Origin of the sequence: Paenibacillus sp. MCAF9 (genome assembly GCF_052114265.1) — a bacterium.
In the GTDB taxonomy this organism is placed as follows: Bacteria; Bacillota; Bacilli; order Paenibacillales; family Paenibacillaceae; genus Pristimantibacillus.
The window spans coordinates 112219-130200 of the sequence record NZ_JBFREL010000001.1 but is presented as its reverse complement, the minus strand read 5'-3'; the positions used below and the strand labels follow the sequence as shown (position 1 = coordinate 130200).

Here is a 17982-nt window from a genome sequence, read left to right as displayed (position 1 = left end):
TTTTTTCACAAAAAATGAATATCTCAGCCTATAATTGATGAAAATTTCGTTAAAAAGCTACTTGACGATTGCAATTGCATAGTTTCTAAAGCCATAGATTGTAATCGTGTCGCCTGACTTGAAGGCTGTAACTGAAACCGAATTTCCATTTAAAATGTATTTGGTCTGGCTGTTTACATTAAAATAATTCCGGTTGTCCGCATCTGTTGTTTTTTCCGTCCACACTTGTGATGCAGTCGCATTGAAGTTCGTAAATACGCGGCTCTCGCCAACAGCTACAGTCAGTTGTGTTTTGTTGCCTTCAAGCTTCTGAACCTCAACATAGTCCCCCACAGTAAGCAGGCTCGTTGCTGTTCCTTGCGTGGCTCCTTTTACGATTACGAACCCAGCATCGCCATTATAAGCAACAGTTTGACCTACAAGGTCTACAATAGTGACACTGTTTGCTGATATGGATTGTACTTTGCCATAAGTAACAGAAATAGTTCGTGCACGAACGGCTTCTTTTCCTAAGTAGTTAACAGTAATAATAGAGCCTGGAGTAATCTGTTCAATCGCAAGCTTCGCTCCTGCTTCATTAACCAATTCTGTACCTAGCACATTTAGATCAAAAGCGGATGTCATTGCATTTTTAACACGAATTTTTTTGTTGATTACGTCTACTGACATTACATCATATTGAGCATTTGTGTGAACTCTAATTGTTGCAACACGATCTTGGTTGCTGCTCAAATCAAGCGTAAGTTGATCGCCTGCCTTCAGATCGCTGTAAGCTGCATTTGCTATGGCAGCATGCTCAACGTATGCAGTATTATATGGAAGCGACAATGTAGCGCCGTTCTCCAATTTAATGTTCATCAAGTTGCTTTGCGAATTCATTGATAATAAAGTACCTGAATATTTAGTTAAAAATTGCAGGGATACGATCGAATTTCCTGTATAGCTGATAACAATTTTTCTGTTCACCGTTAGTAAGCTGTTAGCAGAAGCTAATGAAATAACGTTGCCGCTGTATTCAATTCGAGTTTTATCCGTAAAATAAAGTGCTTGGGCGTTATTGCCATTTGCATCAAGAATGGTCAACAACTTTTTATCATAAACAAAAGCGGCAACCTGCGCACCAGCAACGACTTTCACATTGCGGTTAACTACTTTCACCTTTGTTACTTTATCTGCATCATTAAGCGTAAGCTCTACTTGATCTGCTTCTTTAATTAAATCGCCGATTGTTGCTCCATTAATGCCTTCAATTTCAACGGAAACCGTATCTGCCATCAATTTAGATACAAGTGTTGTACCCTCCATAACAGTGATCAAATCGCCTGTCGAGCCGTAGAATGTACCTTTAACACTCGTTGCCGACGCCTGCGTCGATGCAATAATTTTTAGTGTTGCCGGAGCATCACGGAAGCTGTCTTGTACGATGCTTATTTGGCTGTCTCTCTTAATTGAGGTTAATGCTAGCGGTTTGCCGTCCGTATCAACGACTGCTACTGAATCATTATAGAAAAATTCAACAGGCTTATTATTAATCCATACATATAATTTCTTCTCATCTGCGATAACGCGATCCAACGTTCCAGACGTCGTTTTTGTGTAAGTCTTATCGCCTTTCACTTCAACGTAAAGCGCCTTGCCATCCTTCGCAATGACCGTTACATCTCCGTATTCAAGAAGCTGCTGTCTCGTAATCGGTGTTTCTGTATTGTAGTGATAAAATAAAGTATCTGAATTAATGGTATAGTTGATTTCCTTCTTGTCGCTGTAAACAGTAATTTGAGTATCTGTTATTTTAGTTGCAATGCCGTTTACTTGACCTTCATATGCAACCGGGAACAGCTTCTCAGCACGGCTGAACATCGTAGCCAGACTCGCACGATCCACATTCGCTTTAGGAACAAATTTGTCTGCCGTTACACCCTTTACGAGCTCAAGCTTGGAAGCGGCATTCACATAACCCTTATAAATAGAAGTGATTTGCGCTGCATCTGCGAAAGTCGAGGCTGTATTTTGCAAACGTACCGCTTCTTCCTCTTGCTGGATTGCACGAACCATAAGCTTCGTTACCCATTCACGGGTAGCAGGCTTAGTCCCCCAAGCGATTTTAGGATCTTTAGCTGCGAGTCCGAACTCTTCCACCTGATCAAGCAAGCCTTCTTGGAAAGCCAACGTTACATAAGGTTTAAAATAAGTACTTACGGAAAAAGAATTAGGAAAACCGATAATTGCATCTTTATCTGCCTTTTTATCCAATCCTGCGAATCGAAGAGCCATAAGCACAGCCTCTTGCTGACTCACATTTTCTTTCGGACGGAATATAGCAGCTCCGCTTGATGTCTTATTTCCTTCAATAATTCCTTGCAATGCAAGCTTAGCTATATGCTTCTCTGCCCAATGACCACTGCTTACATCGGTAAATGGTGTTGTATATCCGGAGGCTGCTGAGGCATATGAAGCAGGTATGATTACCCCGCTTCCTGCAACTAGAGAAAACGCTAGCGCTCCAATCAAAATCTTTTTGCTCGCAAATTGCATTGTCATAAGTAGATATTCCCCCTGATTAGTATGTAATAACTCATGCAGAACGGCTTCGCCAACCTATTGCTAGGATGGAACGAAGCCATTCATAATTTTTGCTTATTGCTTGTTCATTGGATATTCGAGCTCGACATGACCCATGAGCGTTTCAACCTTTTGTCCATCGACAAGCAGATCGATTGATTTTACAGCATCGAATTGAAACAATGTTTTTTGAAGCGTCTGAATGACAAACGTCTCGCCTGGCGCGCCAAGCCGCGCTTCATCAGGCAAATGAATATCCAGTGTAACAAGCCCGTCTGATAGTTGTACGGATTTAACCTCAATTCGTTTCCATAAAGATAATTTATTCTCGTCAGCATCTTTTTGCAGTTCAGCAATTGCTGCTTTGACCAGATCAAGATCCGTTTCATAGGTTAGCTTGACTGGATGCTCTACTGTTTCAGTTAGCTCAGCATCGGTTAAATAAATAATAGCATCTAGTTCGTTTAATACGGGAGTTGGCTCAGGAGAAGGCGAAGGTGAAATTGTAGGCGATACCGTACTGCCTGGTTGATTTCCCTGCTTATCCTGAACTCCGCATCCTGCAAGCGCAGCGGATAATATAATGACAGCAAGCAGCCCGCGTGCTTTGAAAGTTTTCATAACACTGAACACCTGCTTTCTATTTTACATTTAGATACTCTTTGATGCCTGCAACCAGTTCAGCAGCTATTTTGTTTTGTGCCGCATCATCAAATAACATTTTTGCATCGTTTGCGTTGGATAGGAAACCTGCTTCGATTAGTACGGCTGGCATCGTCGTTTGCTTGATCACTTTATAAGCTTCTTTCTTGACACCGCGGTCTTTAAGACCGGTTGCCGCAATTAGATGTTTGTGAATAACACTAGCAAACGCTTTGCTGTTATCGCGATAATAGTAGGTTTCAGTTCCTGTTGCGGAGCTTACACCACTATTGGCATGAATAGACATAAATAAATCGGCTTTTATGCTTTCTGCAAACTTGACGCGATCATCTAGAGTCGGGTATGTATCCCCCGTTCTAGTTAAATGAACTTTAATTTTGCTTTCTTTGTCAAGCAACGCCTTCATCTTAAGTGCGATACTAAGCGTAAATTCTTTCTCCGGTTTCTTCAATACACTCGCTGCACCCGGATCTGAGCCGCCATGTCCCGCATCAAGAACAACGTTGTAGACTTTGGATGATGGAGGAGTTACTGGATCTGTAATCGGCGGAGTACCAGGAACGTCTGCAGCAGACATTAGGCTAAACTGAATTTTTCCTGCTTCCTCAGTCATCACATAACCGGTATTATCGCCAATAAGAATGACTAAGCGAGCGGTAGCTGGTGTGTTCGAAAATAAGGAATAACGATAACCTTGCAAATAAGTGCTGTCTGTTACATTAACCTCAACTTGTCCATTCAAAAACTGTGAAGATAAGTTTGATGAATAGTTAGTATTCGGAAAATCGAACACAATGCGCTTTGGGTTCTCGAGCAGCATTGGCTTGTTGGCCTTAACTGTGCCTTCATAATTAAGGGTCATGCTGCTTCCGCCAGAGTAATAAATGTCTGTTATCTGGCCTGCTGCTTCCACAGGAAGATTCGGGTCTGGATCAATAGGTTCTGTCGGATCTGTTGGTTCTTTGTTCTGCTCGTACATATGTACTTCTTTCTCAACAGCTTTCCATTCAAAATCCAATCCAAACTGTTCACCAATAAAGCGAAGTGGAACTAAAGTGTAGCCTTTAATGATAGAAACTGACGTGTCCATTTTAACCTTTTTGTCATTGACTACTGCCATATTGTCATTCAGCTTTAGCTTTATGACATTATTGGCATGTGTTACTGTCGCTGTTTTGGTCGTGTTATCCCAATCAATCAGGTAGCCTAATCCTTCTGATACCGTCCGCACAGGTACAACGGTTGCATTATTAATGATTTGCGGATTAACATCAGATTTCAATTGCTGACCATTCAAGAAAAGCTTGGGTACGACCTCTGCAGCTTGTCCTACTGCGGAGAACATCGTGAAAAAAATCGACATAAACATTAATACGGATACAAATCTTTTCATTTCCCACCTCGATGACTGAAATTGCCCGCATCGAATGAGTGCATTCGACTTTAACAGACGAAAATATAGACGCAGCTTGTCAGAAAAAGTTGCGTTTAAAGGAAAAAAGAGGACGAATCATCCGGAGTGGCTGATTCGTCCTCTTCATTTCGTTTTAACTACACAAGACGAGCAATATGTTTTTGCTCATAAGCTGTAATTTTGTCTTCATGTTGAAGAGTCAAACCGATATCGTCAAGGCCTTGCAGCAAAAATTGACGACGGTGCTCATCAAGATCAAATGCGATCGTTAGACCATACTCATCCGAAAGCTGTTTGTTTTCCAAATCAACAGTAAGCTTGTAGCCGTCATGCTTCGCTGTACGCTTAAATAGCTCTTCCACTTGCTCTTCGCTAAGCTTGATAGGCAAAATGCCGTTTTTGAAACAGTTGTTATAGAAAATATCCGCATAAGACGGAGCGATAATAACTTTGTATCCATAATCAAGAATTGCCCAAGGAGCATGCTCACGGGATGAGCCGCAGCCAAAGTTGGCGCGGGAAACGAGTACAGATGCGCCCTCGTAACGCGGCTTGTTTGGTTCAAACTCAACGTTAACATCACCATTTTCGTGAAAACGCCATTCGAAGAATAGAAATTGGCCAAAGCCGCTGCGCTCAATACGCTTCAAAAATTGTTTCGGTATAATTGCATCAGTGTCGACATTGACCCGGTCGACCGGGGCTACGATGCCTGTAAGTTGTTTAAACGGTTCCATATCTTATATACCCCTCTCGCGTTCAATTCGTTCTACACTACGGATTTAATTTCCCAATCGCGTACATCTGTGAAATGACCTTTTACTGCTGCTGCAACTGCCATCGCAGGCGATACAAGATGCGTGCGTCCGCCGCGGCCTTGACGTCCCTCGAAGTTACGGTTAGACGTTGATGCACAACGCTCGCCCGGTTTCAATACGTCAGGGTTCATTGCAAGACACATCGAGCAGCCAGCATCACGCCATTCAAAGCCCGCTTCAGTGAAGATTTTGTCCAAGCCTTCTTTTTCAGCTTGAATTTTTACGCGGCCTGAACCTGGTACGACGATAGCCGTTACACGATCGCTAACTTTGTAGCCTCTAGCGATTTCAGCTGCTGCACGCAAATCTTCGATACGGCCATTTGTACATGAACCGATGAATACATAATCAATTGGGATTTCGTTCATTGGTGTTCCAGGCTTAAGATCCATATATTCAAGTGCTGCTTCAGCAGCTTTACGCTCGTTCTCCGTTGGAAGATCAGCAGGGAAAGGAACTTTAGCTGTGATGTTAGTACCCATGCCTGGGCTAGTTCCCCAAGTCACTTGCGGGATTAGAGCGTCAACGTCGAAGTGAACGACTGTGTCATACTCTGCACCTTCATCCGTAGTAAGCTGTTTCCAAGCTTCAACTGCTTCTTCGTAGTTGGCTGGCGCATATTGACGGCCGCGAAGATAGTTGAATGTTGTTTCATCTGGCGCGATGAGGCCAGCGCGTGCGCCTGCTTCGATTGACATATTACAAACTGTCATCCGCTCTTCCATAGTCAAGCTTGTGATGGCTTCGCCAGTAAACTCAATAACATAACCTGTTGCGAAATCTGTGCCGTATTGAGCAATAACGCCAAGAATCAAATCCTTTGCTGTTACGCCTGGCTTGCGAGTGCCGTTAAAGCGAACCTCAAGCGTTTTTGCTTTCGATTGCTGCAAGCATTGAGTAGCCATAACGTGCTCAACCTCACTTGTACCAATACCGAACGCCAATGCGCCGAAAGCACCGTGAGTAGATGTGTGGCTGTCTCCACAAACGATTGTTTTACCTGGATGCGTTAGACCAAGCTCAGGACCCATTACGTGAACGACACCTTGGTCAATGCTGTCAAGATCAAACAACGTTACGCCGAAGTCTTTACAGTTTTGTGTAAGCGTGTCAATTTGTTGTTTGGAAATTGGATCTGTAATGTTGAAGCGATCTTTCGTTGGTACGTTGTGATCCATCGTTGCGAAAGTAAGATCAGGACGACGCACTTTGCGGCCTGATAGACGCAAGCCTTCAAACGCTTGCGGAGATGTTACTTCGTGTACAAGCTGCAAATCGATATAAATGACGCTTGGCTTGCCTTCTTCTTGATTAATGACGTGATTATCCCAGATCTTTTCAAACATTGTCTTTTTCGTCATTATGTTCACCCCACCGTTTCATTGAATCTTCTGCTTTTCTTAACTGAAACTACTATAACATTTCTTTCTTCATTGATCCAAGATATAATATCTATAACGTCTATAGGTAATAACTATAATAGTAGATTCCTTACATAATAAACAGTTGAAAGGAAAATTTATATGGAATTGAGACAATTAAATTATGTTATTCAAATCGCCTCAGAGAAAAACTTTTCAAGAGCAGCGGAAAAGCTTCATATCGCTCAGCCTTCGCTAAGTCAGCAGCTCTCCAAGCTTGAGCAAGAAATCGGCGTACTTCTATTCCGGCGAACAACAAATTCTGTAGAACTAACGCAAGCTGGACAAGTATTCGTTCATAAATCGCAAGCGATTCTTGACGCTGTTGAGCAGTTAAAGCAGGAAATGGACGATATGGCGCAAATGCGGCGCGGACGACTTGTTGTCGGTACATTGCCGCTAACAGGCTCACATATACTGCCGCTTGTTTTGCCAGTATTCGGTGAACAATATCCGCAGATTGAAGTCGTTCTTGTCGAAGAAACTACTGCAAAGCTTGAGCAGCTTACTGCGAGCGGCGGTACCGATTTAAGTCTGCTCTCGCTGCCGCTCATTGACAACTCTCTCGCATGGGAACCATTCTTGGAGGAAGAAATCTGCTTAGCCGTCCCTCCACAGCACCCTCTTGCATTAAGAGAAGGCTCAATCTCGATTTCTGAACTTGATAATGAGCCGTTTATTGGACTTAAGCGCGGACAAGGCTTTCGGCAAATTACAGTCGAACTGTGTGAGCAATCAGGTTTCACTCCGCAAATCGTATTCGAGAGCAGCAATATGGAAACCATTCAATCCTTAGTGGCAGGCGGAATGGGAATAGCCTTTGTCCCGCAAATGCTTACGCGAGTCAAAGGCTCTGATTTTATGCCTGTTTACCTTCCCTTGTCGTCCAAGCCTACAAGAACGTTAGTCGTAGCGAGCCGCAAAGGTAGATATTTATCCAAAGCTGCTGAAGCATTTATCCGTACACTCAATATGACTATAAGCAGTTATCGGTAATTAAGCTTCATAAATAGAAGGTCTGCGATCTTCAAAAACAGGAATTTTTGTGCGTACAGCATCAACTAAATCCAAATCTATGTCTGCGTATATAATCGTTTCCTCTTCGCCCGCTTCCGCTATCGTCTCTCCCCAAGGATCAAGCACGAGCGAGTGACCAAAGAAATTAGTGTCACCGCTCGAGCCCATCCGGTTGCACGCGATCACGAACATTTGGTTTTCAATTGCACGTGCCGTAAGCAAAGTACGCCAATGATGAAGTCTTGGATGCGGCCATTCTGCTGGAACAAATAGCAATTTGGCTCCATCCAGCGCAAGCTTGCGAGCTAGCTCAGGGAAGCGGATGTCATAACAAATCATCATACCTGCTTTTGTCCCTTCTATCTCAAGCTTGCCAAGCTTATCTCCCGCCGCCAAATATTTTTCTTCATCCATAAGACGGAATAAATGAATTTTTGAATAATCGGATACAATATGGCCTGAACGATCAAATGCATACATTGTATTCAGCACTTTGTCTTCCTTAAGTTCCGCGATTGAACCTCCAATAATATGAACGCTGTGCTTCTTGCTGAAATCAGATAAAAAAGCACGAGTGCGTTCACCTTCACGATCTGCAATCGTTTTTATTTCAGTTAAAGCGTAACCTGTGTTCCACATTTCCGGAAACATAATGACATCCGGTTTATTCGTTTGGCTCACCGCTTCTTCAAGCATGCTCCCCAGCTTCGTGAAGTTAGCTTCTGGATTACCTGCTTCTATATGCATTTGCAGCAATGCAAGCCGCAGTGGTTTACTCATATGCCGTTCCTCCTGTTGATCCTTTTTTCACCTAATGATACCCTGTCATGGTTCTGTGTCAAGATGGGAAACGTAACAACGAGGGATTTACAACTTTACGAACATAAAGGAGAATGTCTGTTATGCTTCCAAAACGAATAGCTGCAATGCTTCTTGCTTGCTGCTCGATTTTCCTGTTTGCCAACTTCGCTTCTGCTCATCAAGTATTTAGCGGCGCTCCCAACCCAGAAACAGGGCTTAAGCCAGTTCAAGTATTCGATGTAGCCGCCGGCAAAGTAACAAAGACAATCCCCAATGACGCCAAATATCAAGAGATGGCTTCTTCATGGGTTGGTTCCATCACTGGTCTTGCTCCACAAATGACAAATGATTCAAGCTGCAGCTATGTGTATCGTGTTCCTCTTGAGAAGGCCGTTACCATCAAAGCAAATGACGTTTCCGTTTCATCCGATGATCTTTTTCTATTTTATTGTAAGGAAAAGCCTCCTCTCTTGCTCGTGTTTGATGAGAAGCGCAGACCTTTTTTATTCCTGTTCAAAGCCGATATAAAACCCTTTATTGACAGAGTAGGCATTCCGGCTGCATAACCAGCCGCTTCTCATCTCCCGCTATTCATGCTACATTAAAGCTATTGCCTAAATAGATAGCGATTTTGTCATGTGGAGTGTGAGGTATGGAAACACAAATCGGTCAACACCTTATTCAACCTGCGGAACGGATGAATGTACTTCCGACGCAATTTTTTGCCAAGCTGGTCGCCAAAGCAAATGCTCAAACGGCCAAAGGACGCGATGTCATCAATTTGGGACAAGGCAATCCGGATCAACCGACTCCTCCCCATATTGTTGCGAAGCTACAGGAAGCTGCAGCTAATCCGTTGTACCACAAATATCCACCCTTTAGCGGCTACCCTTTTCTAAAGGAAGCCGTGGTGAAGCGATACAAAGAGGATTATAACGTAGATATAGATCCCACTACTGAAGTCGCTATCCTCTTCGGAGGAAAAACTGGCCTTGTCGAAATTAGCCAATGCCTGCTTAATCCCGGCGATGTCTGTCTCGTGCCGGACCCGGGTTATCCTGACTATTGGTCTGGAGTGGCGCTTGCAGGTGCCGAGATGTCATTTATGCCGTTAACAGAACAAAACAGCTATTTGCCAGACTATAACGCCATTAGTCCTGAAATAGCCGAGCGCGCAAAGCTAATGTTTATGAATTATCCGAACAATCCAACAGGTGCTGTTGCTAATGCGGAATTTTATGCACAAACAGTGGAATACGCAAAAAAGCATGGCATCGTTGTTGCAAGTGATTTCGCCTATGGAGCAATTGGCTTTGATGATAATCAACCGATCAGCTTCTTGCAGACGCCAGGCGCCAAAGAAGTAGGCGTTGAGTTTTATACGCTGTCCAAAACCTATAACATGGCTGGCTGGCGTGTTGGCTTTGCGATCGGAAATGCTCAAATTGTCAAGCTGATCAATTTAATCCAAGATCATTATTATTGCAGCCTATTCGGCGGCATTCAGGAAGCAGCAGCACTTGCACTGACAGGGCCGCAGCAATGTGTCGCTGAACTTACAGCAATGTACGAAAGCCGCCGCAATGCCCTGTTTACTGCCCTTGACCGAATTGGTTGGAAAGCCGCTCGACCAGGAGGATCTTTTTTCTGCTGGCTGCCTGTACCAGAAGGCTATACATCAGAATCGTTTGCGGACCTTCTGCTTTATGAGGCTGATGTTGTTGTCGCTCCCGGCGTAGGGTTTGGTACCCATGGTGAAGGCTTTGTTCGGCTTGGTCTTCTTACAAGTGAAGAACGCCTGCAAGAAGCGGTTGAACGGATTGGAAAACTAAATTTATTTTAGAATATATCCGCCATATGCCTTGCTTTACAGCAGCATGGGATCGTGATATGCTTGTAGGAATTGAACATGAAACGTGATGACGGGACAATTAAGCAAGATGGGTCGCGATCAGAGAGTAAATTCCATGGGCTGCAAGAATTTACCGAAGGCCGCTTGCTGAACCTACCTCCGAGCGGCCGGCTATGAACCGGACAGCGCCTTCTGTTATAGGCTTAAGCTGGATAATTCTATCTAAGGATTATCAACAAAGGTGGTACCGCGGAAGCAAAGACTTTCGTCCTTTATGGACGAAAGTCTTTTTTGTTGTCACCAAACAAGCATAGGATGGGATTAATGATGACGGAACGTATTGTCGTAAAGATTGGCAGCAGCTCGCTTACCTCGGAAGAAGGCGGTCTAAACCGCGAGCGTATTCAATATTTCGCATCAGAGCTCGCTTCCTTGCATAAAAAAGGAAATGGCGTGATGCTCGTAACTTCAGGTGCTGTTGCAGCTGGCTTTCGTCAAATCGGTTATGCCGCAAAGCCAAAAATCGTTCATGAAAAACAAGCAGCCGCTGCTGTAGGGCAAGCGCTGCTTATGCAAGCCTATCAAGAAGCCTTCAACGGTTATGGCATAGTAGCTGCACAAATTTTGCTTACGCGTGCGGATTTCTCCAATCGCCGCCGCATTCAAAATGCACTTATGACAATCGAAGAGCTTCTGCGGCTTGGCATCATACCGATTATTAACGAAAACGATACGGTGGCAACCGACGAGCTTGTTCCTAAATTCGGAGATAACGACAGCTTATCAGCGCTTGTCGCAGCGATGACGAAAGCTTCACAGCTGATCATCATTACCGATATGGATGGCTTATACACAGAGGACCCTCGTAAAAATCCGCAAGCGGTCAAGATCGAGCGCGTCGATCAAATATCCGAAGATATTATGAAGCTCGCAGGCGGAGCTGGCTCTTCCGTCGGAACAGGCGGCATGCGTTCCAAAATCGAAGCAGCACGCATCGCCATGCGCGGCGGCGTACATGCTTTTATCGGTAAGGTGCAGCAAGAAGGCGATCTGAAGCTAGCTGTGGAAGGCAATGGCCGCGGTACATATTTCGATACGAAGCTGAACAGCCTTCCGATGAAGAAGCAATGGCTTGGCTTTCACTCTATGCCGCTAGGCAAGGTTTTTGTAGATGAAGGCGCTGTTCAAGCCTTGCTTGAAGGCGGCAAAAGCCTCCTCCCTGCCGGCGTAAAAGAAATTCAAGGCGATTTCCATTCCGGAGATGTCGTCGAAGTCATTAATCCACAAGGCCAAACCATTGGCAGAGGCGTTGTCAATTATGCAGCAGAGCAAATTCAAGCTGTGGCCGGCCTTACTACTGAAGAAGTTAAACGTAGAGTCGATGTATCCCGTATCGAATTTATTCATCGAGACGAATGGATTACATTAAAATAATAAGGGGGATTCCGCTATGATCAGTGAAGTGAGAACAAAAGCAACTTTAGCTCAAGATGCAACTGCCATTATGAATCGTTTGTCTACAGAACAAAAAAATACAGCTCTTACTCGTATGGCTGATGCATTAATCGCCGAGACTAACGCAATTATTACTGCAAATGAGCTTGACCTGCAACGAGGCCGCGAGCAAGGCACAAGCCCTTCCATGCTCGATCGACTTGCTTTAAATAAAGATCGTGTAGCATCCATTGCTGAAGGACTTAGACAAATTGTTGAGCTTCCGGACCCTGTTGGTGAGCTGCTTGAGCATTTCGATCGTCCTAACGGACTAAAAGTAAATAAGATCAGAGTTCCAATCGGCGTCATTGGCATGATCTATGAAGCTCGTCCGAATGTTACAGTCGATGCGGCTGGCTTATGTTTAAAAACGGGCAACTGCGTCGTGCTTCGCGGCGGATCAGCTGCTATCGAGTCAAATCGTAAAATCGTAGAGGTATTAAAAAATGCTCTTTCAAATACGGCAATGCCAGCTGATGCCATTCAGTTAATAGAGGATTCAGATCGTGCCTCGGTTAACGAAATGCTGAAGCTTAATGGCTTGCTTGATGTTGTCATTCCTCGTGGAGGCGCATCGCTTATTCGAAATGTCGTTGATAATGCCACTGTACCGGTCATCGAAACAGGAGCTGGTATTTGCCATACCTTCATAGATGCTAGCGCTGACTATACGATGGCAGTCGAGATTGCCTTTAACGCCAAAGTACAACGGCCATCGGTTTGCAATTCCATGGAAACATTGCTCGTTCACGAAGCTTTTGCAGATCAGCATTTATCCGCGCTTGCTGATCGTTTTGTTCAAGCAGGTGTTGAGCTCCGCGGCTGCGAAAGAACGGCTTCCCTTCTCACAGGCATCAAACCAGCAACGGATGAGGACTATAGTACAGAATACAATGATTACATTATGAATATCCGCGTCGTTTCAGATCTTGACGCCGCTCTTGCACATATTCGCCGTTTCAGTACAAAACATTCCGAATGTATTGTGACCGAAAACTCCGAAAACGCTGAGCGATTTATTCAAGATGTTGATGCGGCTGCCGTTTATCATAACGCCTCTACTCGCTTTACCGACGGATTTGAATTCGGGTTCGGAGCTGAAATCGGCATTAGTACACAAAAGCTTCACGCACGCGGTCCAATGGGTTTGCCTGCATTGACTTCTACTAAATATCTAGTTTATGGAACTGGACAAATACGGGGCTAGGCTAGCAGGACGAATTCAGTCCAATATCAATGGAACAACGGAGGAATACTTCATGACACAGCTTACACAAACTGCAATTGCCAGTCAGCAAATTTGCTTCTATGGTGCCGGTTCGATGGCGGAAGCCATTGCACGAGGTCTAATTAATAAAAACCTCATTGCACCTAATCAAATTTCAATGCTCAATCGACAAAATAAAGATCGGCTCTCTGAGCTAAATGAGCTATACGGTATACAAACCATCGTGCAAGGCTCCTCTAATGAAGCTTATTTAAAAGAGGCAGACATTATTTTTCTAGCCATGAAACCTAAGGATGCTGCTGAAGCGATCGCATCCATTAAGCCGTTCATTTCTTCTAAACAGCTTATTATATCGGTCATTGCCGGGTTATCGATCAAAGCAATCGAGCAGCTGCTTGGTGGGCAAGCGTCTGTCGTACGCGCGATGCCGAACACATCTAGCACAATTGGGCTTGGAGCAACTGGAATTAGTTATTCAGATATTGTGACCACTTCGCAAAAAGCTCTTACAGAAGCGATTTTCAGCTCTGTTGGAATAAATGCAATTGTAGACGAATCACTTCAGCAGGCCGTCACAGGCGTATCTGGCAGCGGCCCAGCTTATGTCTATTACTTTATGGAGTCGATGATCGATACTGCAATCAAACTAGGCTTTTCCGAGACATCAGCAAAGGAGCTTGTCGTTCAGACGGTTCTTGGCGCAGCGGAAATGGTTCGTCATACCGGCGAAGAGCCAGCAGAGCTGCGGCGCAAGGTCACATCACCAAATGGGACAACGCAGGCAGCTCTTGAGCTGATGGCCGAAAATCATTTTTCAGAAACAATCAAGAAAGCTATCCACCGCTCAGCAGAACGTGCAGGCGAGCTTGGAGAAGCTATCGAGAGGAGCATTAACGAATGACTGGAGTTTGTATCGCAACGTATCGTTCTTATGATGATCGAGCGGATTTCAATAAAAAGGCGCTTTCGATCGCTGTTGGCTTAACCGTCGGCAGCTGGACTGAGCTTCCTGAAGCGCAAAAGGCGAATATGGAAAAGCATCTTGGAAAAGTATTGTCCGTTACTGTCCATGAGCCAGAAAATGCAGTTCCCGGTGAGCGCTATGCCGACATTCGAATTGCTTACCCAGACATCAACTTTAGCCGAGACCTCCCTGCTTTGCTAGTAACTGTATTCGGCAAGCTGTCCATGGACGGCAAAATCAAGCTTATGGATCTCGACATTTCTGAAGATTTTGCATCTGCTTTCCCAGGACCTAAGTTTGGACTAAACGGTGTTCGCGATTTGCTTGGCGTACATGATCGCCCGCTGCTAATGAGTATTTTCAAATCCGTTGTCGGATACGATCTAGCCAATCTTCAAGATCAGTTCTATAAGCAAGCGCTTGGCGGTGTGGACTTAATCAAGGATGATGAAATCCTATTTGAAAACCCGCTTACCCCTCTTGAGAAACGTGTCGAAGCTTGTATGGATGCAGCGCGTCGCGCTGAAGCAGAGACCGGCCAAAAGCTGCTTTACGCCGTTAACTTGACAGGGCCTACCTCAGCTCTTGCTGCGAATGCTCGAAAAGCGATTGACGCCGGCGCCAACGCGCTTTTATTTAACGTTCTAGCTTACGGCTATGATGTGCTTCATGAGCTTAGCAGTGACAAATCCATTAATATCCCTATAGCAGCTCACCCTGCAATGGCTGGAGCGATGTACCCATCGCCTCATTATGGCATTAGCGCTTCTCTTCTTCTTGGGAAGTTAATGCGTCTTGCAGGTGCCGATCTTGTGCTCTTCCCTTCACCTTACGGCTCGGTTGTTATGCCAAAGGAAGAGAATTTAGCGGTTAAGGAAGCTTTGCTAGCGCCGCTTCACGGGCTGAAAACGAGCTTCCCTGTACCATCGGCTGGCATTCATCCTGGACTGGTGCCTCTCATTCTAAAAGATTTCGGTACCGACGTGGTTGTAAATGCTGGCGGGGGTATTCATGGTCATGCCATGGGAACTGCAGCTGGCGGACAAGCATTCCGTCAAGCGATTACAGCAACATTAAATGGAGTACCTCTTCGCAATGCCGCTGAGCAACCGGGCAATGAAGCGCTGTTGGCAGCAATTGAAGCATGGGGGATCAAAGAATAATGACTGAAATGAATACAACTAAGAAACGCATCGTGTTTTGTGATTTTGATGGAACGATTACCGTTAATGACAACATTATCGCAATTATTAAACATTTTAACCCAGCAGGCTGGGAAAACATTGCAGAGCGAACGATTGCGCAAGAGATTTCAATTATGGATGGCGTTGGACAAATGTTCCGCCTCCTTCCTGCTTCTATGCAGAAAGAAGTTATCGATTTCAGTATTTCCAATGTACGCATTCGCGAAGGCTTCGCTGAATTTCTAAACTATTGCAAAGAGCAGCAGCTTGATTTTTACGTAACTAGCGGCGGCATTGATTTTTTTGTTTATCCTATTCTTGAAGCTTTCGACATACCAAAAGATCATATTTATTGCAATGGCAGTGATTTCAGCGGAGAGCAAATTGAGATTTTGTGGCCAAATCCGTGTGATGCTCATTGCACCAACAACTGCGGCATGTGTAAAACAACCATTATGCGTCGTTTCCCTGAAGAGCAATTCGAGCGCATCATTATTGGCGACAGCGTAACCGACTTTGAAGGTGCTAAGCTGGCTGATATTGTCTATTCCCGCTCCCACCTAACGGTGAAATGCAAGGAGCTCGGACTGCCGCATCACGAATACGAAACATTCCACGATATTATCAACACTATGAATGCTGAAAGGAAGTCAACAAAATGAGTTTTGAGCAAATTGCTTTAGAAGACAAACAGCGCGCTTTATCTGAACTTCGCGACGTTAAGGAGCTGTTCGCTTCACGCGGCTGGTTCCCTGGCACCAGCGGCAATTTATCGATCCGTGTAGGCGATTATAACCCCGATGAATTTCAATTCGCTATTACGGCAAGCGGTAAGGACAAAACGATTCATACACCAGAGGATTATTTGTTTGTTGATCAAGATGGGAAGCCATGTGAAACAACACGCTTAAAACCATCCGCTGAAACACTGATCCATTGTGAAATTTACAAATTAACTGGGGCTGGCGCTATTTTCCACGTGCATACCGTATTTAACAGCGTAATCTCAGAGTATTTCTGGGATCGCAAGTCTGTGCCGGTAGATGGCGTTGAGCTGATCAAGGGCTTTAACATTTGGGACGAGGAAGCACACATCGATATTCCAATCGTTTCCAACTTTGCACATATCCCTTCTATCGTACCAGAAATAACGGAGCGTATCGTGAAAAACATACCTGGCATCGTGCTGCGGAAGCATGGCATTTATGCTTGGGGAGCAAACGCATTTGAGGCAAAACGCCATCTTGAAGCATTTGAATTTATTTTTGAATACGTATATCGTTTGGAAATGCTGCAGCGTGGTAAAGCTTAAGCATTTTCCAGCTTGATCGTTACATTGTTTAGAAGGACTTTCTCCCGTTAATCAGCACTTTTTATGTTTCAAAGCGCTGATTAGCGGGAGGTTTTCCAGCTAACTTATTCCCCCCTAAAAACATGATTTCAAAATGATAACTCCTCCTGAACGATAGGCATTCCTCGCTCTTCCCTTACCAATTAACTGTTATTGGATAACTGTTCCAGCAGCATACTCCCGTCTTTCTCTCGACGTTTCATTAATCCAAACCATTAACTCATTTTTGCTAATATAAAATTTTTCACTAATTTTTATGTAGGGGAACATAACGCCAGAAAAGGATCCTGCAGTAGTCAGCTGAATTTGCTCTGAATGTATAATTTGCTTAATTTCGTTTACCGATAATTGCATATAATCTGCTGCTTCTTCTATCGTTAGCAAAGGTTTTTCAGCGCTTATCGTAATGTCGGACTGCTCTTTATTAGGCACTTCGTATTTCTCCAAAAACATACAGCCCAGTATAAAAGATACTCCGAGAATAAAGCTTGCTGCTATCATTGATTTACCGTTTGAAATAACAATCTTCCTCCTTCGTTGTAAACACACTCACTCTTTTCCATAATAAAAATAAACTTGCCCCGCCGTCTCTGATATCCGTTCATTTTTAAAATAAATGCCAGAAGCATCATCTATCCCATAACCCGTTGACAAGTTGGTTTTGGAAAGTGCAGCCAATAAGTTCTTTTCTTCATCCCATTTTGAAAAATGCGCACTAATGACGCAATGATTTATTAATCCTAGACCTTTGAGAAAAAGGTGCTCATTCGCACTGTTGTCGATGGGCGGAATTACACATACATTAGGACTGATTAAGGCGCCAGCCGAAAAACCTGCAACTGGCACGCCTTCTGTGTATAATGCTTTTATTGTTGTGCCGAGCTTTGTTTCCACGATATAATCTCGATAACGCTCGGTATCGCCGCCGCTTATAATCACTCCTGTAGCTGATTGAAGCTGTTCCAATAAATCGGTTGATGGTGATGCATCCAAGGCGAAATACACAAACTGATCAACATCATGAAATCCTATTTGATCGGTATATTTCGTCATGTATTCTTGCCAACCCTCTTGCTCAATAAATAAGATAACAACTTTGCTTAACCCTTTTGATGCCAGAGCTCCAAATTTTTTTGCTAAGCTTTCATTGAATGGCGCTCCACCGCCAAACAAAAATAAATGTTTATCTGACATAAATATCCTCCTTGTAGTT

The 17982-nt window shown here is 44.2% G+C and carries 17 protein-coding genes; 9 read left to right on the top strand and 8 right to left on the bottom strand.

The genetic code is table 11. The features are described from left to right. Positions 1–57: 57 nt before the first annotated feature. The 5 genes from AB4Z45_RS00600 to leuC all read right to left on the bottom strand — a co-directional run bounded on the left by AB4Z45_RS00600 (position 58) and on the right by leuC (position 6818). Positions 58–2541 (bottom strand): S-layer homology domain-containing protein, encoded by a 2484-nt coding sequence (locus AB4Z45_RS00600; RefSeq protein ID WP_441907448.1) that lies wholly within the window; start codon positions 2539–2541, stop codon positions 58–60. Positions 2542–2637: 96 nt separating this feature from the next. Next, on the bottom strand, positions 2638–3183 hold the full coding sequence (locus AB4Z45_RS00595; protein ID WP_441907447.1) for a GerMN domain-containing protein: 546 nt from the start codon (positions 3181–3183) through the stop codon (positions 2638–2640). A gap of 19 nt (positions 3184–3202) precedes the next feature. Then, complete coding sequence (locus AB4Z45_RS00590) at positions 3203–4618, bottom strand: N-acetylmuramoyl-L-alanine amidase (RefSeq protein ID WP_076265727.1); 1416 nt, start codon at positions 4616–4618, stop codon at positions 3203–3205. A 158-nt stretch (positions 4619–4776) separates the two neighbouring features. Continuing rightward, positions 4777–5376: a 3-isopropylmalate dehydratase small subunit gene (leuD, locus tag AB4Z45_RS00585; RefSeq protein ID WP_076265726.1), complete on the bottom strand. Its 600-nt coding sequence runs from the start codon at positions 5374–5376 to the stop codon at positions 4777–4779. A gap of 32 nt (positions 5377–5408) precedes the next feature. Then, positions 5409–6818, bottom strand: coding sequence for a 3-isopropylmalate dehydratase large subunit (gene leuC, locus AB4Z45_RS00580; RefSeq protein WP_076265725.1), 1410 nt, complete (start codon positions 6816–6818; stop codon positions 5409–5411). 162 nt (positions 6819–6980) lie between these two features. Here leuC and AB4Z45_RS00575 point away from each other — a divergent pair, with 162 nt between their 5' ends. Next, a complete protein-coding gene (locus AB4Z45_RS00575) occupies positions 6981–7874 on the top strand; it encodes a LysR family transcriptional regulator (protein WP_441907446.1) in 894 nt (297 codons plus the stop codon). Here AB4Z45_RS00575 and AB4Z45_RS00570 read toward each other — a convergent pair whose 3' ends face one another. Further along, positions 7875–8675 (bottom strand): carbon-nitrogen family hydrolase, encoded by an 801-nt coding sequence (locus tag AB4Z45_RS00570; RefSeq protein WP_441907445.1) that lies wholly within the window; start codon positions 8673–8675, stop codon positions 7875–7877. A 122-nt stretch (positions 8676–8797) separates the two neighbouring features. Between AB4Z45_RS00570 and AB4Z45_RS00565 the strand changes: the two genes are divergently transcribed. From AB4Z45_RS00565 to mtnB, 8 genes are all read left to right on the top strand, one after another. After that, positions 8798–9262, top strand: coding sequence for a hypothetical protein (locus AB4Z45_RS00565; protein ID WP_441907444.1), 465 nt, complete (start codon positions 8798–8800; stop codon positions 9260–9262). Between the two features lie 86 nt (positions 9263–9348). Next, the gene (locus AB4Z45_RS00560) at positions 9349–10539 is read left to right on the top strand and encodes a pyridoxal phosphate-dependent aminotransferase (RefSeq protein WP_441907443.1); all 1191 of its coding nucleotides are present in this window, start codon (positions 9349–9351) and stop codon (positions 10537–10539) included. Positions 10540–10875: 336 nt separating this feature from the next. Continuing rightward, positions 10876–11982 carry a glutamate 5-kinase gene (proB, locus tag AB4Z45_RS00555; RefSeq protein ID WP_441907837.1) on the top strand — a complete coding sequence of 369 codons (1107 nt, stop codon included), beginning with the start codon at positions 10876–10878 and terminating at the stop codon, positions 11980–11982. Positions 11983–11998: 16 nt separating this feature from the next. Next, positions 11999–13249, top strand: a complete 1251-nt coding sequence (locus tag AB4Z45_RS00550) for a glutamate-5-semialdehyde dehydrogenase (protein ID WP_441907442.1) — start codon at positions 11999–12001, stop codon at positions 13247–13249. Positions 13250–13301: 52 nt separating this feature from the next. Further along, entirely contained in the window at positions 13302–14171 is an 870-nt protein-coding gene (gene proC / locus AB4Z45_RS00545; RefSeq protein WP_441907441.1) for a pyrroline-5-carboxylate reductase, read from the top strand. Then, entirely contained in the window at positions 14168–15397 is a 1230-nt protein-coding gene (locus AB4Z45_RS00540) for a 2,3-diketo-5-methylthiopentyl-1-phosphate enolase (RefSeq protein ID WP_441907440.1), read from the top strand. Before proC ends, AB4Z45_RS00540 begins: the two co-directional genes overlap by 4 nt. An 8-nt stretch (positions 15398–15405) precedes the next feature. Next, a complete protein-coding gene (locus AB4Z45_RS00535; protein WP_441907836.1) occupies positions 15406–16080 on the top strand; it encodes a 2-hydroxy-3-keto-5-methylthiopentenyl-1-phosphate phosphatase in 675 nt (224 codons plus the stop codon). Further along, the gene (gene mtnB, locus AB4Z45_RS00530; protein ID WP_441907439.1) at positions 16077–16730 is read left to right on the top strand and encodes a methylthioribulose 1-phosphate dehydratase; all 654 of its coding nucleotides are present in this window, start codon (positions 16077–16079) and stop codon (positions 16728–16730) included. Before AB4Z45_RS00535 ends, mtnB begins: the two co-directional genes overlap by 4 nt. A gap of 189 nt (positions 16731–16919) precedes the next feature. Here the strand turns inward: mtnB and AB4Z45_RS00525 are convergent, their stop codons facing one another. Together AB4Z45_RS00525 and AB4Z45_RS00520 are read right to left on the bottom strand one after the other, a co-directional pair. Then, positions 16920–17201, bottom strand: a complete 282-nt coding sequence (locus AB4Z45_RS00525) for a helix-turn-helix domain-containing protein (RefSeq protein ID WP_441907438.1) — start codon at positions 17199–17201, stop codon at positions 16920–16922. Between the two features lie 117 nt (positions 17202–17318). Then, entirely contained in the window at positions 17319–17963 is a 645-nt protein-coding gene (locus AB4Z45_RS00520; protein WP_441907437.1) for a Type 1 glutamine amidotransferase-like domain-containing protein, read from the bottom strand. Between the last annotated feature and the right edge of the window lie 19 nt (positions 17964–17982).

Excerpts from the sequence above, each read along its gene's own strand:
- leuC (WP_076265725.1), bottom strand. The coding sequence starts at position 6,818 with ATGACGAAAAAGACAATGTTTGAAAAGATCTGGGATAATCACGTCATT.
- proB (WP_441907837.1), top strand. The coding sequence starts at position 10,876 with ATGACGGAACGTATTGTCGTAAAGATTGGCAGCAGCTCGCTTACCTCG.
- AB4Z45_RS00590 (WP_076265727.1), bottom strand. The coding sequence starts at position 4,618 with ATGAAAAGATTTGTATCCGTATTAATGTTTATGTCGATTTTTTTCACG.
- AB4Z45_RS00535 (WP_441907836.1), top strand. The coding sequence starts at position 15,406 with ATGAATACAACTAAGAAACGCATCGTGTTTTGTGATTTTGATGGAACG.
- mtnB (WP_441907439.1), top strand. The coding sequence starts at position 16,077 with ATGAGTTTTGAGCAAATTGCTTTAGAAGACAAACAGCGCGCTTTATCT.
- proC (WP_441907441.1), top strand. The coding sequence starts at position 13,302 with ATGACACAGCTTACACAAACTGCAATTGCCAGTCAGCAAATTTGCTTC.
- AB4Z45_RS00520 (WP_441907437.1), bottom strand. The coding sequence starts at position 17,963 with ATGTCAGATAAACATTTATTTTTGTTTGGCGGTGGAGCGCCATTCAAT.
- leuD (WP_076265726.1), bottom strand. The coding sequence starts at position 5,376 with ATGGAACCGTTTAAACAACTTACAGGCATCGTAGCCCCGGTCGACCGG.
- AB4Z45_RS00540 (WP_441907440.1), top strand. The coding sequence starts at position 14,168 with ATGACTGGAGTTTGTATCGCAACGTATCGTTCTTATGATGATCGAGCG.
- AB4Z45_RS00565 (WP_441907444.1), top strand. The coding sequence starts at position 8,798 with ATGCTTCCAAAACGAATAGCTGCAATGCTTCTTGCTTGCTGCTCGATT.
- AB4Z45_RS00575 (WP_441907446.1), top strand. The coding sequence starts at position 6,981 with ATGGAATTGAGACAATTAAATTATGTTATTCAAATCGCCTCAGAGAAA.
- AB4Z45_RS00600 (WP_441907448.1), bottom strand. The coding sequence starts at position 2,541 with ATGACAATGCAATTTGCGAGCAAAAAGATTTTGATTGGAGCGCTAGCG.
- AB4Z45_RS00550 (WP_441907442.1), top strand. The coding sequence starts at position 11,999 with ATGATCAGTGAAGTGAGAACAAAAGCAACTTTAGCTCAAGATGCAACT.
- AB4Z45_RS00595 (WP_441907447.1), bottom strand. The coding sequence starts at position 3,183 with ATGAAAACTTTCAAAGCACGCGGGCTGCTTGCTGTCATTATATTATCC.
- AB4Z45_RS00560 (WP_441907443.1), top strand. The coding sequence starts at position 9,349 with ATGGAAACACAAATCGGTCAACACCTTATTCAACCTGCGGAACGGATG.
- AB4Z45_RS00570 (WP_441907445.1), bottom strand. The coding sequence starts at position 8,675 with ATGAGTAAACCACTGCGGCTTGCATTGCTGCAAATGCATATAGAAGCA.